We start from the raw sequence: 15,292 nt of genomic DNA, 5'->3' as shown, positions 1-15,292 counted from the left end.
CCACATCGAAGAGCTTCGAAGAACCTCAAGGAGCCTCAAGGAACATCGAGAACTTCGAGAAACACCGAGAACGTCAAGAAATTCGTGCACCGAGCCTATCGCGCCGGTGCCGGGACTCCGCACCGGATTACCGTCCGGCGGGGTCGGCACGTCGTGGCCGGGGCGCCCATGCAGCAGCCCGCCGCCCCGCCCACCCTGAGGGGCGGGGAGACGGCGGGCTGGGGTACCGCCTGCCTGCTGGGGTCAGCGGGCGTAGAACTCGACGACGAGCTGCTCGTCGCAGATCACCGGGATCTCCTTGCGGTTCGGCTCACGGTCCAGGCGGAATGCCAGGGCCTTGAGGTTCACCTGGAGGTAGCGCGGGGTCTCGCCGTCGGGGGCGAAGCCACCCTCGCGGGCGATCGTGAAGAGCGTCTTGTCCTTGCTGCGCTCACGGACCTGCACGACGTCGTCCGGGCGCAGGAGGAAGGAGGGCTTGTCGACCTTCTTGCCGTTGACCTGGATGTGGCCGTGGGTGACCATCTGACGGGCCTGGTAGATCGTGCGGGCGATGCCCGAACGCAGGACCAGGGCGTCGAGACGGCGCTCGAGCTCGATGACGAGGGCGTCACCGGTCTTGATCGTCGTCTTGGCGGCACGCTCGTACGCGCGGACGAGCTGGCGCTCGCTGATGTCGTACTGGGCGCGCAGGCGCTGCTTCTCCAGCAGACGGACCTTGTAGTCCGAGTTCTGCTTACGGCCGCGGCCGTGCTCACCCGGGGGGTAGGGGCGGGCCTCGAAGTACTTGACGGCCTTCGGGGTCAGCGCGATACCCAGGGCACGCGACTTCTTGACCTTGGGACGGGACTGGTTCGCCATGAACCAAACACCTCGTGTTCTCTGTGCGAATACGGCTTCACCAGGGTTAAGGGAGGTCGCATCCGCAGCCGGGGAAACCCCGCGGGTCCGTGTCGGGCCTGCCGGGCAGCCGCTCCCCTGATCTGGGCACATACGTGCAGCACGCGAGTGGCCCACCGACCGCTCCCGGGATTCCGGGTGGTGGTGGGCTGCCCGCGACACCGTTCGACGGTGCGCGACGCTCCTGGAGATCCCTACCCGGGGGCAGACCCTCCTGCTGGATGTCCCGCTCTGGTGGTGCCGGTTTCCCTCGCGGGGCCGGACACGGGACGCAGCTTCGGAAAATTCTACAGGGTGCTCACGGCTGCTTCCGACCGAGGTGCCTCCTGGTCCATTCCACCGCGTCGGCGTACCGCGCCTCGGCTCCGTGCCGGGTGGGCTCGTAGTACGCGCGGTCCTTCAGGGGGTCCGGGGCGTACTGCTGGCGCGCGATGCCCTCGGGCAGGTCGTGCGGGTACACGTACCCCTGCGCGTGGCCCAGTGCGGCCGCGCCCTTGTAGTGCCCGTCGCGCAGATGCGGCGGCACGGGCCCGGCCAGTCCCTTGCGCACGTCGTCCAGGGCGGCGCCGATCGCGGTGGTGGCCGCGTTGGACTTGGGGGCCAGGGCGAGGGCGATGGTGGCGTGGCTCAGGGTGAGGGCGGCCTCGGGGAAGCCGATCATGGCGACGGCCTGGGCGGCGGCGACCGCGAGCGGCAGCGCGTTCGGGTCGGCGAGGCCGATGTCCTCGCTGGCGGAGATCATCAGGCGGCGGGCGATGAAGCGGGGGTCCTCGCCGGCCTCGATCATCCGGGCCAGGTAGTGCAGGGCGGCGTCGACGTCGGAGCCGCGGATGGACTTGATCAGGGCGCTGGCGACGTCGTAGTGCTGGTCGCCGGAGCGGTCGTACTTCACGGCGGCCCGGTCGACCGTCTCCTCCAGGGTGGCCAGGGAGATCTCCGTCTCGCCCTTGTCCAGCGCGGCCCCCGCGGCGGCCTCCAGGGCGGTCAGGGCGCGGCGGGCGTCCCCGCCGGCGATGCGCACCAGATGGTCCCCGGTGTCCTCGGGGAGGGTGACGGCGCCCTTCAGGCCCCGTTCGTCGCCGAGCGCGCGATGCATCAGGCCGCGGACGTCGTCGTCGGTGAGGGGTTCGAGGGTGAGCAGGAGGGAGCGGGAGAGCAGGGGGGAGATGACCGAGAAGTAGGGGTTCTCGGTGGTCGCGGCGATCAGCGTGACCCAGCGGTTCTCGACCGCGGGGAGCAGGGAGTCCTGCTGGGCCTTGCTGAAACGGTGGATCTCGTCGAGGAAGAGGACGGTCTCCGTGCCGTACCCGCCGGAGGCGCGGCGGGCGCCGTCGATGACCGCGCGGACCTCCTTGACGCCCGCGGTGATCGCCGACAGCTCGACGAAACGCTTGTTGGTGGCCTTGGAGACGACGTAGGCCAGGGTCGTCTTGCCGGTGCCGGGAGGCCCCCACAGGAACACCGAGGACGGGCCCGCGGGGCCCGAGGCACCCTCGCCGACCAGCCGGCGCAGGGGTGAGCCCGGCTTCAGCAGATGCTGCTGGCCCACCACCTCGTCGAGCGTGCGCGGGCGCATCCGCACGGCGAGGGGGCTGCCGGTCGGGTCCTTCTGCTGGCGTTCTTCTGCTGCGGCGGTGAACAGGTCGGGCTCCACGTCGGCAACCCTAAAGGACCGCACCGACAACGCGGCGGGGCCGTCAGCTGGTCCAGAAATGCCACCAGCGGGTCAGGACCAGCATGCCGATGACGCCGATGTGCAGCACCGGCATGACCCAGGTGAACTCGCCGAAGAAGCTCTTCAGCCAGCCGGGGGCGGGCAGGAAGCCCTTGCGGACGTTGAACGACGTCACGTACCAGAACATGACGATCGTGGCGACCCAGGCCAGGCAGCACCACAGGCACAGGGCGTTGATCCGGTACAGGGACTGGAACATCAGCCAGGCGCAGAAACCGGTGCCGAACAGGGTGCCCGCGTTGAGGGTGAGCCAGTACCAGCGGGGGAAGCGGGCCCCGGCGAGCAGGCTCATGCCGACGCAGACGACGATGCCGTAGGTGACCAGGCCCAGCATCGGGTTGGGGAACCCGAAGACGGACGCCTGGTCGCTCTCCATGATGCTGCCGCAGGAGACCACCGGGTTGAGACTGCATCCGGGGACGAACGTCTCGCCCTTGACCTTGGCCTCGAGCAGCTTGAACTTGTCCAGCGTGATGATCCACGCGGCGAGTACGCCGGCCGCGCCGGTGATGACCAGGAGCAGGGCCAACGCACGGCCTGCGCCCTCGCGGGGCGGCCCGGCGGCGGGTCCCGGCGAAGGCTCGGGCACGGTGGACACGTCCTTCACAGTCGTCTTGCTCATCACGCCGATTCCGTCGCTGGGGAGTGTGGACCTGCTTCGGGCAGGGCCATTGTGCCGCACGCACCTGTGCACCCACCGCCCACCGGCCACAAGAACGTACGAATCACCCCCGCGAGGGCTCGGTTTCGGCCGCCGTCTGTGCCATGACCGCACACGCGCCCCAGCCGGGCCCCCCGTTCGGACGAATCGGCGTCCCCGGGCCCCGAGGGTTCCCGGCATCGACGACGGAGGCGCCGGATGCCGCAAGGGCACACCGGCGCCTCCGTGGCGCGTGGTCCGCGCGTGGCCGCGTACGGGGATCAGCCGAGCCGTGCCTCCAGCTCGGCCACGATCTCGTTCACGCCGACCGCGGTCTGCTCGCCGGACCCCATGTCCTTGAGCTGGACGACGCCCTCGGCGAGGTCGCGCTCGCCGAGCACCAGGGCGTAGCGCGCGCCCGAGCGGTTGGCCGCCTTCATCGCCGCCTTCAGACCCTTGCCGCCGTAGGCGAAGTCGGCGGCGACGCCGTTCTTGCGCAGTTCGGTGACCTTGGCGAACAGCACCCGGCGGGCCTCGTCGCCGAGCGGGACGGCGAACACGCGGGTGGTGGCGGGCAGCTCGAGTTCGATCCCCTCCGCCTCCAGGGCCAGCACGGTACGGTCGACACCGAGCGCCCAGCCGACGGACGGCAGCGCGGGACCGCCGATCATCTCGGAGAGACCGTCGTAGCGGCCCCCACCACCCACCGCGGACTGGGAGCCCAGACCGTCGTGGACGAACTCGAAGGTGGTGCGCGTGTAGTAGTCCAGGCCGCGCACCAGCCTCGGGTCGTCCTCGAACGTGACGCCCGCGGCTGTGATCAGCTCGCGGACCTCCTCGTGGTACGTCTTGCAGGCGTCGCACAGGTAGTCGCGCAGCAGGGGGGCGCCGGTCAGCTGCTTCTGGACCGACTCGCGCTTGTCGTCCAGGACGCGCAGCGGGTTGATCTCCGCGCGGCGCAGGGTGTCCTCGTCCAGGTCCAGGCCGCGCAGGAAGTCCTGCAGTGCGGACCGGTAGACGGGGCGGCACTCCTTGTCCCCCAGGGAGTTCAGCAGGATGCGGAAGCCGCTGAGCCCCAGGGAGCGGTACGCCTGGTCCGCCAGGATGATCAGTTCTGCGTCCAGCGCCGGGTCCTCGGCTCCGATCGCCTCCGCGCCCACCTGGGAGAAGTGGCGGTACCGGCCCTTCTGGGGGCGCTCGTAGCGGTAGTACGAGCCGGAGTACCAGAGCTTGACCGGGAGGTTGCCGGCCTTGTGCAGGTTGGCCTCCAGGGCCGCGCGCAGCACGGAGGCCGTGCCTTCGGGCCGCAGGGCGAGGCGGTCGCCGCCCTTGGTCTCGAAGGCGTACATCTCCTTGGTGACGATGTCGGTGGACTCGCCGACGCCGCGCGCGAACAGCTCGACGTTCTCGAAGCCGGGTGTCTCGATGTAGCCGTAACCGGAGTCGCGCAGCGGGGCGGCGATGGCCTCACGGACGGCGAGGTACTTGGCGCTGTCCGGCGGGATCAGGTCGTACGTGCCCTTGGGGGCCTTGAAGGTGCTCACGGAAGTCTCTCGTCACATTCCTCGTCGGGGAGCGTCCACATCCGCTCCCTGGCCGGCGGCCACCTGCCGCAGATACGGGTTGGTGGCGCGCTCCTGGCCGATGGTCGTCTGGGGTCCGTGTCCGGACAGCACCACGGTCGAGTCGTCGAGCGGCAGGCACACGCGCGCCAGCGAGTCGAGCAGGTCGACCATGTCACCGCCGGGCAGGTCGGTGCGTCCGATGGAGCCGGCGAACAGCAGGTCGCCCGAGAAGAAGACCGGCGGGATGTCCGCCGCCTCGGGCAGGCCGAAGGTCACCGACCCCTTGGTATGCCCCGGCGCGTGCGCGACCGTCAGCTCCAGCCCGGCCAGTTCGAGTTTCACGCCGTCGGCCAGCTCCTTGACGTCGTCCGGCTCCCCCACGGTCAGCTCGCCCATCAGCGGCATCCCGATGGAGCGGCCCAGGGCCTTCTCGGGGTCGCTCATCATGTACCGGTCGTCGGGGTGGATCCAGGCCGGTACGTCGTGCGCCCCGCACACGGGGACGACGGAGGCCACGTGGTCGATGTGACCGTGGGTGAGGACTACGGCGACGGGCTTCAGCCGATGCTTGCGGACCGCCTCCTCCACTCCCGGGGCGGCCTGATGGCCGGGGTCGATGATCACGCACTCCTCACCGGCGGCGGGGGCGACGAGATAACAGTTCGTCCCCCAGGCCCCGGCGGGGAACCCGGCAATGAGCACGATCGTCCTTCGTTGTGTCGAGGGTCGCGTCGACGGTTGTGTCGATACGAGAGGCTTGCGACGGGGCTCGCGCCCGTCGTCAGAGCCTACCGGCGCTGCCGATTCCACAGCGAACCCATATACGGTACGGGGCACACGCAGACGGTCGGTCCGCCGCAGGCACGCGTACCGGTCGGCACACGAGACGCATGAGGAGTAAACCCGGTGGTCAGCCAGGAACAGCGGCGGCGTCAGCTCGCGCGGGAGAAGTTCTTGCGGCAGCAGCAGCGGCGCACCCAGGCACGACGCAAGGCGCGGATCCGCAACTCGGTGATCGCTTCCGCGCTCGGCGTGGTCCTGATCGGCAGCCTCGCGCTGTACACGGCCGGGGCGTTCGAATCGGACGGGGACAAGGCCAACGCGAGCGCGGAGGTCACGCCGAGCGCCGAGGCGACCGGCAAGGCGCCCGACCCGTGCGAGAAGCCGGCCGGGGGCGAGGTCGCGTCGAAGACCTGGAAGAAGGAGCCGGCGCTCTCCATCGACGAGTCGGCGAAGTACACGATGACGCTCGAGACGACCTGCGGCACGATCGACATGGCGCTCAAGGCGTCGGCGGCCCCGCACACCGTCAACTCGTTCAACTTCCTCGCCGGCAAGGGTTACTTCGACCACAGCAAGTGCCACCGGCTCACCACCAACGGCATCTACGTGCTGCAGTGCGGTGACCCGACGGGCACCGGCACCGGCGGTCCCGGCTACACGATCCCGGACGAGAACCTGAAGGACGAGAGCCTGAAGGACAACACGTACCCGGCGGGCACCGTCGCGATGGCGAACACCGGGCAGAAGGACAGCGGCGGCAGTCAGTTCTTCCTGGTGTACGAGGACAGCCCGCTCCCGCCGAGCTACACGCCGTTCGGCACCGTCTCGGAGGCCGGCATGAAGGTCCTGAAGAAGATCGCCGCCGCCGGTGACGGCACCGGAGCGGGTGACGGCCCGCCCAACGCGACGGTCGTGATCGACAAGGCGACCGTCACCGCATCCTGACCGCCCAGCTGCGGAATTTCGGTCGCGCGGGATGCGGACAGGTGTCCCGTCGGTCGCCTATGTTGGCCGTGACGAAAACTGTGGACGATGCCCGGGGGTAGCAAAGCCCTCCGCAGGCATCATGTGGAGGAGGCGCTGTGAGCAGCGACCCGTGGGGCCGCGTCGACGAGACGGGCACCGTGTACGTGCGTACGGCTGACGGAGAGCAGGTCGTCGGTTCCTGGCAGGCGGGCTCCCCCGAGGAGGCACTGGCCTACTTCGAACGCAAGTACGAGGGCCTGGTTGTCGAGATCGGCCTCCTCGAGAAGCGAGTGAAGACCACCGACCTGTCCTCGAAGGACGCCATGACGGCGGTCGAGCACCTGCGGGAGCAGGTCGACGCCCATCACGCGGTCGGTGATCTGGCCGCCCTGCGCGTGCGTCTGGACAAGCTCGTGGAGCTGGTGGACAAGCGGCGCGAGGAGCGCAGGGCGCAGCGGGCGAAACAGTCCGACGAGGCCCGTCAGGCCAAGGAGGCGCTGGTCGCCGAGGCGGAGGAGCTGGCGGGCTCGGACCAGTGGCGGGCGGCCGGTGAGCGGCTGCGGGCGCTGGTGGACACCTGGAAGGGGCTGCCCCGGCTGGACCGCAAGTCCGACGACGAGCTGTGGCACCGCTTCTCGCACGCCCGGTCGGCGTTCTCCAAGCGGCGCAAGCAGCACTTCGCGCACCTGGACGCGCAGCGCGAGGAGGCCCGCAAGACCAAGGAGCGTCTGGTCACCGAGGCGGAGGCGCTGTCGAACTCGACGGACTGGGGTGCGACGGCGGCACGCTACCGGGACCTGATGGCGGAGTGGAAGGCCGTGGGCCGCGCCCAGCGCGAGCACGAGGAGGACCTGTGGAACCGCTTCCGCGGCGCCCAGGACGTCTTCTTCGCCGCCCGCGGCTCGGTCTTCGCCGAGCGGGACGCGGAGCAGGCGGAGAACCTCAAGCTCAAGGAGGAGCTGGCCGAGGAGGCCGAGAAGCTCCTGCCGATCACGGATCTGAAGGCCGCCCGTGCCGCGTTCCGCGCGCTCAACGAGCGCTGGGAGGCCATCGGCCATGTGCCGCGGGACGCCCGGCCGAAGGTCGAGGGCCGGATGCAGAACGTGGAGCGGGCCATGCAGGAGGTCGAGGAGGCCGAGTGGCGCCGGACCAACCCGGAGGCGCGCGCGCGTGCCGAGGGCCTGACCGGTCAGCTCCAGGCCGCCGTGGACAAGCTGAGGGGCCAGATCGAGCAGGCGCGGGCGCAGGGCAACGAGGCCAGGGCCCAGAAGCTCGAGCGGGAGCTGGAGGGCCGCCAGGCGCTGCTGGACCAGGCGCTGAAGGGGCTGCAGGAGTTCGGCGGCTGACGACGGTCGCCGCGCGCTGAGAGGGGCTCCCGTACCGGGTGTACGGGAGCCCCTCTTCCGTGTGCTTCGTGCCTCGTGCTCCGTGGCTTGCGTGCCGTGCGCGGCGGCGGGGCTACCGGTTGCGGGCCGAGGTCACCCGGTACACGTCGTAGACGCCCTCCACGCCCCGTACCGCCTTCAGGACGTGCCCGAGGTGCTTCGGGTCGCCCATCTCGAAGGTGAAGCGGGAGGTGGCGACACGGTCGCGGGAGGTCTGGACGGCCGCGGAGAGGATGTTGACGTGCTGGTCGGACAGCACGCGCGTGACGTCCGACAGCAGCCTGGAGCGGTCCAGCGCCTCGACCTGGATGGCGACCAGGAAGACCGAGGACTGGGTGGGCGCCCACTCCACCTCGAGGATGCGCTCGGGCTCCCGGGACAGCGAGTCGACGTTCACGCAGTCGCTGCGGTGGACCGAGACACCGCTGCCGCGGGTCACGAAACCGATGATCGGGTCACCGGGGACCGGCGTGCAGCAGCGGGCCAGCTTGACCCAGACGTCGTCGACGCCCTTGACGACGACGCCGGGATCGGCGCTGGTGCGGCGCTTGCGACCGCGGCCGCGGGCCGGCGGCACCGACTCGTCGATCTCCTCGGTGGCCGCCTCCTCCCCACCGAGGGCCTGCACCAGCTTCTGGACGATGTTCTGCGCGGCGACATGGCCCTCGCCGATCGCCGCGTAGAGCGCGGAGATGTCCGAGTAGCGCATCTCGTGCGCCAGCGTGACCAGCGAGTCGCCGGTGAGGATGCGCTGGATCGGCAGGTTCTGCTTGCGCATCGCACGGACGATGGAGTCCTTGCCCTGCTCGATGGCCTCGTCACGGCGCTCCTTGGAGAACCAGGCGCGGATCTTGTTGCGGGCGCGCGGCGACTTCACGAAGCCGAGCCAGTCCCGGGAGGGGCCCGCGCCGGCCGCCTTGGAGGTGAAGACCTCCACCAGGTCGCCGTTGTCCAGGGTCGACTCGAGCGGTACGAGACGGCCGTTGACCCGCGCCCCGATGGTGCGGTGGCCGACCTCGGTGTGGACCGCGTAGGCGAAGTCCACCGGGGTGGCACCGGCGGGGAGCGCTATGACGTCGCCCTTGGGCGTGAAGACGAAGACCTCGTTGCGGGACAGGTCGAAGCGCAGCGACTCCAGGAACTCGCCCGGGTCCTCGGTCTCCTTCTGCCAGTCCAGCAGCTGGCGCAGCCACGCCATGTCGTTGAGGTGGTCGTCCTTGCTCTTGCCGGACGACTTGGGTGCGTCGGTGCGCACCTTGGAGGCGCCGGCGACGGCCTCCTGCTTGTACTTCCAGTGCGCGGCGATGCCGTACTCGGCGCGGCGGTGCATGTCGAAGGTGCGGATCTGGAGCTCGACGGGCTTGCCACCGGGGCCGATGACCGTCGTGTGCAGCGACTGGTACATGTTGAACTTGGGCATCGCGATGTAGTCCTTGAACCGGCCGGGGACCGGGTTCCATCGCGCGTGCACCGTGCCGAGGGCCGCGTAGCAGTCGCGGACGGTGTCCACGAGGACGCGGATGCCCACCAGGTCGTAGATCTCCGCGAAGTCCCGGCCGCGGACGATCATCTTCTGGTAGACGCTGTAGTAGTGCTTGGGGCGGCCGGTGACGGTGGCCTTGATGCGTGCGGCCCGCAGGTCCTGCTGCACCTCGTCGGTGACGACGGCGAGGTACTCGTCGCGCTTGGGGGCGCGCTCGGCGACCAGGCGGACGATCTCGTCGTACATCTTGGGGTAGAGGATCGCGAAGGCGAGGTCCTCCAGCTCCCACTTGATGGTGTTCATGCCCAGCCGGTGGGCGAGCGGCGCGTAGATCTCCAGGGTCTCGCGCGCCTTCTTCTCCTGCTTCTCGCGCTTGAGGTAGCGCATGGTGCGCATGTTGTGCAGGCGGTCGGCGAGCTTGATGACCAGGACGCGGGGGTCCTTGGCCATGGCTACGACCATCTTGCGCACGGTCTCGGCCTGCGCGGCCTCGCCGAACTTGACCTTGTCCAGCTTGGTGACGCCGTCGACCAGCAGGGCGACGGTGTCGCCGAAGTCGCGGCGGAGCTGCTCCAGGCCGTACTCGGTGTCCTCCACCGTGTCGTGCAGCAGGCCGGCCATCAGGGTGGCCGGGTCCATGCCCAGTTCGGCGAGGATCGTGGTCACGGCGAGCGGATGCGTGATGTACGGGTCGCCGCTCTTGCGCTTCTGGCCGCGGTGCCAGCGCTCGGCGACCTGGTAGGCGCTCTCGATCTGGCGGAGCGTGGCGTTCTCGATCTTGGGGTCGTTGCTGCGGACTATCCGCAGCAACGGTTCCAGCACCGGGTTGTAAGGGTTGGCGCGCTGCACGCCGAGTCGGGCCAGCCGGGCGCGGACGCGGTTGGAGGAGCCGGAGCGGGCGGGCTGTCCGGTGTTCGGGCGGACCATGGGGGCGGAGCGCTCGGGCGGTCCCCCCGCTCGGGCGGAGTCGAGAGGGGGGGCGGGCTTGGGGCGCGGCTGCTCGGGCTTGTCCGCGGCAGAGGCCTGGGCGTGCTGGACCGGCCCGCGCGTGTCGTTCTTCGCGTAGGGCGTGCTGGGCGCGGGCTTGGCCGCCGCAGCCGAGTCGGACTCGGGCTTGTCTGCGGTCAGGTGCTGGGCCTCGTCTGGCAAGAGGACTCCTCGTGCGCTTTCCGGGTCCCCGGCAGGCTCCGGAGCCCCCATGGTAGCCATCCCCGGCCGATGGCTCTCCTACGGACCGGTGTGAGGACCGTCTACCCGTGAAACGCACGGGGCGGGCACCGGATTCCTCCGGTGCCCGCCCCGTGCGGTTTCCGCCGCGCTCCACGCGCGTCCCACGTCGCCGCTCAGAGCCTGAGCAGTGCCTCCAACGGAGCACCGGCCAGGGCCGGCTCCACCCGGGCCCGGCCGCCGAGGAAGCCGAGTTCCATCAGTACGGCGAGGCCCACGACCTCGGCGCCGGCCCTGCGGATGAGCCGCACCGACGCCTCGGCGGTGCCGCCGGTGGCGAGCACGTCGTCGATCACCAGGACGCGGTCGGTGGCGGTCAGGTCCTCGGCGTGCACCTCGATCTCGGCGGAGCCGTACTCCAGGTCGTACGCCTGGCTGAGGGTGGCTCCGGGGAGCTTGCCCGCCTTGCGCACGGGGATGAACCCGAGGCCTGCCTGAACGGCGACCGGGGCGCCGAGGATGAAGCCCCGGGCCTCCAGGCCGACGACCTTGGTGGCGCCGGTGGCTTCGGCGATCTCGACGAGGGCGTCGCTGAGCACGGCGAACGCCTTGGGGTCGGCCAGGAGCGGGGTGATGTCCTTGAACATCACACCCGGCTCCGGGTGGTCCTCGACGTCCCGGATACGGCTCAGCAGCAGTGCGGAGGCGTCGGTTGTTTCGGTCATCTGCGTTTTCCTGGGGGTCGGCCGCGACCGCGGTTGCGGGACGCGGGTTGGTGGCGTGGTCCCACAACGGCGGGAACGGCGTCCGCCGACCCGTCGTCGTGGCTGTCGTCGGGCACCCGGTTCTCGGCCGGCTCGCCCGTGTCCGTGCCCTGGGCCCGCTTGGCCAGGACACGCTTCTTCAGGGTCCGCATCGACGGCTCGCGCTCCTTGAGGTCGGCGACGAGCGGCGTGGCGATGAAGATCGAGGAGTACGCACCGGCGGCGAGACCGACGAACAGCGACAGCGAGATGTCGTTCAGCATGCCGGCGCCGAGCACTCCGCCGCCGATGAACAGCAGGGCGCCCACCGGCAGCAGCGCGACCACCGTGGTGTTGACGGAGCGGACCAGCGTGCCGTTGATGGAGCGGTTGGCGATCTCACTGTAGGTCCAGCGGGTCTGCTGGGTGATGTCGTGGGTCTGTTCCTTGAGGCTGTCGAACACCACGACCGTGTCGTAGAGAGAGTAGCCGAGGATGGTCAGCAGCCCGATCACCGTGCCCGGGGTGACCTCGAAGCCCACGAGGGCGTAGATGCCGACGGTGATGGTGATGTCGTGGATCAGCGCGACGAACGCGGCGACGGCCATGCGCCACTCGAAGGCGACGGCCAGATAGATCACGACCAGGAACAGGAAGATGCCGAGGCCCAGCCATGCCTTGTTGGCGATCTGCTCGCCCCAGCTGGGACCGACCAGGTCCGCGTTGATCTGCTCGGGACTGACCTTCAGGTCCTGGGAGAGCTCCGTCTTGATCTTGTCCGAGACACCCGTGTCGATGGCCGCGATCTGGATGCGCAGACTGCCGTCACCGAGCTTCTGGACGACGGCGTCGTGGCCGGAGGCCTCTTCCGCGTAGGTCTCGGCCTGGGCGACCGAGGCACTCATGTTCTTCGGGGTGGTGAAGACCGCCCCGCCCTGGAACTCGATGCCCATGTGGAGGCCGCGCACCGCCAGGCCGACGACGGCCAGGACGGTGATCAGGAGGGAGATGCCGTACCAGATCTTGCGGCTCTTGATGAAGTCGTAGCCGACCTCACCGTGGTGCAGTCGGGCGCCGAGACCACCGAGCTTCGACATCTCTCACGCCTCCTTCGGGTGGGAGGGGGCGGAGTGGTGGCGGGTGCGGCGCAGCGGCGGCTTCGCTCCCAGAGCCTTCGGATCGAGACCGGACCACTTGTGACCGCTCGCGAAGAACTTCCGGCGGGCCATCAGCGTCAGCAGCGGCTTGGTGAACAGGAACACCACCACGACGTCGAGCACCGTGGTCAGGCCGAGCGTGAACGCGAAGCCCTGGACCTTGCCGACGGTGACGACGAAGAGCACCGCGGCGGCGAGGAACGAGACGAAGTCGGAGACCAGGATGGTGCGCCGGGCGCGCGGCCAGGCCCGCTCCACGGCGGGGCGCAGGGTGCGGCCCTCACGGATCTCGTCCCGCACGCGTTCGAAGTAGACGATGAACGAGTCCGCCGTGATGCCGATCGCGACGATGGCGCCGCAGACGGCCGGCAGGTTCAGCGCGAAGCCGATGGTCGGGCCGAGCAGGGCCATGATCACATAGGTGAGGGACGCGGACACCAGCAGCGAGGCGACGGCGATGAAGGACAGACCGCGGTAGTAGACGAGCAGGTACAGGACGACCAGGGCGAGGCCGATCGCGCCGGCGATGAGGCCGGCGTGCAGCTGGTCACCGCCGAGCGCGGCGGTGACGGTGGTGACGCTGTCCTCGCGGAACGTCAGCGGCAGCGCGCCGTAGGAGAGCATGTTGGCGAGTTCCTCGGCCGACTTCTGCGTGAAGTTGCCGGAGATCTCCGCGTTGCCGCCGGTGAGGGCCTGGCTGACGTAGGGGTCGGAGACGACCTCGCCGTCCAGGACGATGGCGAACTGGTTCTGCGGGGACGGGTTCTGGGCCAGCTTGCCGGTGATGTCGGCGAACTTGCTGCTGCCCTTGTCCGTGAAGTCCATGGTGACGGTCCAGCCGGCACCGGACTGCGTGTTGAGGACGGCCTTGGCCTGGTCGACGTCCGTGCCGTCGACGGCGGCGGGACCGAGGATGTACTTCTGCCACTGGCCCTGGGAGTTCTGGCCGCAGGCCACGGTCGAGTCGGTGGACTTGGCGCCGTCTCCGGCGGTGGCGCGGACGCTCGCCTTGGTGCAGTCGAGCGCGGCGTACTGGGCCTGGAGCCTGCTGTCCGTACCGCCCGTGGCGGACGGGGAGGGGGTGGCCCCGTCCTCGGCCGGGCCGCTGGGGGCCGCCGACGGCGTGGCGTCGGCCTTCAGGGCGTCGGTGACCGCGCGGCCCTGGGTGGTGGGGTTCGCCGACGGGCTGGTGGAGGCGGACGGGGACCCCTCGTCGGTGGTCTTGTCCGTGGCCTTCTCGCTCGCCTTGTCGGTGGCCTTGTCCGCTCCGGTGCCCTGGCCCGGGGCACCATCGGTGGTGCGGGGCGTGGGGGCGGCTCCGCCGGTGGCGAGTTCGGTCGCGAGGACCGGACGGAAGTAGAGCTTGGCGGTGGTGCCGACCTGTTTCCGGGCCTGCTCGGAGTTGGTGCCCTTGGGAATGTTGACGATGATGTTACGGTCGCCCTGCGTCTGGACCTCTGCCTCGGAGACGCCGAGGCCGTTGACGCGACGTTCCATGATGGAGACCGCGGTTGCCATGTTGGCCGGGTTGATCGCGGATTCCTGGCCGGCCTCGGGGACCGCCGCCAGCGTGATGCTGGTGCCGCCGGCCAGATCGATGCCCAGACGCGGGGTTCTGTGCCCGGAGGCGAACATGCCTCCGGTGAGCGCCACGATGGCGATCAGGATCAGGGTGAGCGAGCGCCACGGCTTGCTTGTGACGCTCGCTTTGTTTCCCTTTTTGAGTGCAGCCACCTTCGTACTCCCTCTCGGGCCGCCTCGGGCCCGGTCGATGGGCGGGCGGCCATGACTGGTCTGGGGATTCCGTGCGAGCGGGGCGGGTCCCGGGGTGCGCGGGCGGGCCCGCGCACCCCGGGGCTCGACTACTTCGTCCCGGAACCGCCCTCGGACTTCTTCGGCTGCTCGTCCGTCTTCGCCTTGTCGGCGGCGTCGGCCGGCTCGTCGGCCGTGTCAGCCGTTTCCTTCTCGTCCTTCTTACCGAAATCGACCGGCGCGTCGTCGGAGGCGGCAGCGCCGGGGGAGTCGTCGGTCTCGGTGAGGGAGGAGGCGTCGTCGGGGACGACGTCGGCGTCGGACTTCAGGTCGTGCTCGATGCCGTGGACGATGTGGTTGTACTCGTCGTCGCTCAGGACGGCACCGATGGCGTTCTTCGCGAACAGCAGTTCCACGCCGGGGCCGGCGTCGAGGAGGACCGTGTCCTCACTGACCTCCTTGACCGTGGCGTACATGCCCCCGATCGTGCGGACACCGGAACCCGGCTGCATCTGGTTCCGCATATCGATGGCCTGCTGCTGCTTCTTCTTGGCCGACCGGGTCATCAGGAACATGGCCCCGATGAGCACAATGAACGGGAGGAGGGTCAGGAGACTCACGGGTCGGACTTCCTTCACATGACCGCGATGGTGAACGGCCTGTTGGTTGGGGGTATGTGATGCCGCCTGCAAGCGGTGGCATCGGCGGAGTCTAGGCGAGTCCGCGCGCAGGGAACAACGCTCAGCGTGGCACCGGGGTTCCTGTCCCGGCCGGTGCCGGCCCCCTCATGCCCCGAACAAGTCCCCTTGTCCGTTTCCGGTTCCGTGGGAGCCGGGCGGGGTGAGGCCGAGGTGCGCCCATGCCGCCGGGGTCGCGATCCGGCCGCGCGGGGTACGGGCGAGCAGGCCCTCCCGGACGAGAAAGGGCTCGGCGACCTCTTCCACGGTCTCACGTTCCTCGCCCACCGCGACGGCCAGCGTGGACAGGCCGACCGGGCCGCCGCCGAACAGCCTGAGCAG

The 15,292-nt window shown here is 69.8% G+C and carries 13 protein-coding genes; 2 read left to right on the top strand and 11 right to left on the bottom strand.

Translation table 11 applies throughout. The features are described 5' to 3' along the window. Window positions 1-243: 243 nt before the first annotated feature. The 5 genes from rpsD to AB0I73_RS21820 form a co-directional block, all read right to left on the bottom strand. Complete coding sequence (gene rpsD, locus AB0I73_RS21840; RefSeq protein WP_109379468.1) at window positions 244-858, bottom strand: 30S ribosomal protein S4; 615 nt, start codon at window positions 856-858, stop codon at window positions 244-246. A gap of 337 nt (window positions 859-1,195) precedes the next feature. Then, window positions 1,196-2,551, bottom strand: a complete 1,356-nt coding sequence (locus tag AB0I73_RS21835) for a replication-associated recombination protein A (RefSeq protein WP_363039758.1) — start codon at window positions 2,549-2,551, stop codon at window positions 1,196-1,198. A gap of 43 nt (window positions 2,552-2,594) precedes the next feature. Next, a complete protein-coding gene (locus tag AB0I73_RS21830) occupies window positions 2,595-3,254 on the bottom strand; it encodes a vitamin K epoxide reductase family protein (protein ID WP_363039756.1) in 660 nt (219 codons plus the stop codon). 299 nt (window positions 3,255-3,553) lie between these two features. Continuing rightward, window positions 3,554-4,816, bottom strand: a complete 1,263-nt coding sequence (gene hisS / locus AB0I73_RS21825) for a histidine--tRNA ligase (RefSeq protein WP_363039754.1) — start codon at window positions 4,814-4,816, stop codon at window positions 3,554-3,556. 12 nt (window positions 4,817-4,828) lie between these two features. Continuing rightward, window positions 4,829-5,539 (bottom strand): MBL fold metallo-hydrolase, encoded by a 711-nt coding sequence (locus AB0I73_RS21820; RefSeq protein ID WP_363039752.1) that lies wholly within the window; start codon window positions 5,537-5,539, stop codon window positions 4,829-4,831. 204 nt (window positions 5,540-5,743) lie between these two features. Here AB0I73_RS21820 and AB0I73_RS21815 point away from each other — a divergent pair, with 204 nt between their 5' ends. Further along, on the top strand, window positions 5,744-6,565 hold the full coding sequence (locus AB0I73_RS21815) for a peptidylprolyl isomerase (protein WP_363039750.1): 822 nt from the start codon (window positions 5,744-5,746) through the stop codon (window positions 6,563-6,565). Window positions 6,566-6,702: 137 nt separating this feature from the next. Continuing rightward, a complete protein-coding gene (locus AB0I73_RS21810) occupies window positions 6,703-7,932 on the top strand; it encodes a DUF349 domain-containing protein (protein ID WP_363039748.1) in 1,230 nt (409 codons plus the stop codon). A 112-nt stretch (window positions 7,933-8,044) separates the two neighbouring features. On the opposite strand, the gene relA is transcribed toward AB0I73_RS21810, so the two are convergent. The 6 genes from relA to AB0I73_RS21780 all read right to left on the bottom strand — a co-directional run. Continuing rightward, window positions 8,045-10,603, bottom strand: coding sequence for a GTP pyrophosphokinase (gene relA, locus AB0I73_RS21805; protein ID WP_363039746.1), 2,559 nt, complete (start codon window positions 10,601-10,603; stop codon window positions 8,045-8,047). Window positions 10,604-10,797: 194 nt separating this feature from the next. Next, on the bottom strand, window positions 10,798-11,346 hold the full coding sequence (locus tag AB0I73_RS21800; RefSeq protein ID WP_363039744.1) for an adenine phosphoribosyltransferase: 549 nt from the start codon (window positions 11,344-11,346) through the stop codon (window positions 10,798-10,800). Next, entirely contained in the window at window positions 11,343-12,461 is a 1,119-nt protein-coding gene (secF, locus tag AB0I73_RS21795; RefSeq protein WP_363039742.1) for a protein translocase subunit SecF, read from the bottom strand. Before secF ends, AB0I73_RS21800 begins: the two co-directional genes overlap by 4 nt. 3 nt (window positions 12,462-12,464) lie before the next feature. Beyond that, window positions 12,465-14,255, bottom strand: coding sequence for a protein translocase subunit SecD (secD, locus tag AB0I73_RS21790; RefSeq protein ID WP_363039740.1), 1,791 nt, complete (start codon window positions 14,253-14,255; stop codon window positions 12,465-12,467). A gap of 128 nt (window positions 14,256-14,383) precedes the next feature. Then, window positions 14,384-14,893, bottom strand: coding sequence for a preprotein translocase subunit YajC (yajC, locus tag AB0I73_RS21785; protein ID WP_363039738.1), 510 nt, complete (start codon window positions 14,891-14,893; stop codon window positions 14,384-14,386). 165 nt (window positions 14,894-15,058) lie between these two features. Beyond that, window positions 15,059-15,292 (bottom strand): Holliday junction DNA helicase RuvB C-terminal domain-containing protein (locus tag AB0I73_RS21780; RefSeq protein WP_363039736.1); only part of this gene is annotated, 234 nt, incomplete at its 5' end.

Origin of the sequence: Streptomyces sp. NPDC050388, from assembly GCF_040655635.1 — a bacterium.
Lineage (GTDB): Bacteria > Actinomycetota > Actinomycetes > Streptomycetales > Streptomycetaceae > Streptomyces.
This window is presented reverse-complemented; position numbering and strand designations above follow the sequence as displayed.

What these genes read in the sequence shown, in the direction of transcription:
- rpsD (WP_109379468.1), bottom strand. Translation starts at nt 858, where the DNA reads ATGGCGAACCAGTCCCGTCCCAAGGTCAAGAAGTCGCGTGCCCTGGGT.
- AB0I73_RS21830 (WP_363039756.1), bottom strand. Translation starts at nt 3,254, where the DNA reads ATGAGCAAGACGACTGTGAAGGACGTGTCCACCGTGCCCGAGCCTTCG.
- AB0I73_RS21800 (WP_363039744.1), bottom strand. Translation starts at nt 11,346, where the DNA reads ATGACCGAAACAACCGACGCCTCCGCACTGCTGCTGAGCCGTATCCGG.
- secF (WP_363039742.1), bottom strand. Translation starts at nt 12,461, where the DNA reads ATGTCGAAGCTCGGTGGTCTCGGCGCCCGACTGCACCACGGTGAGGTC.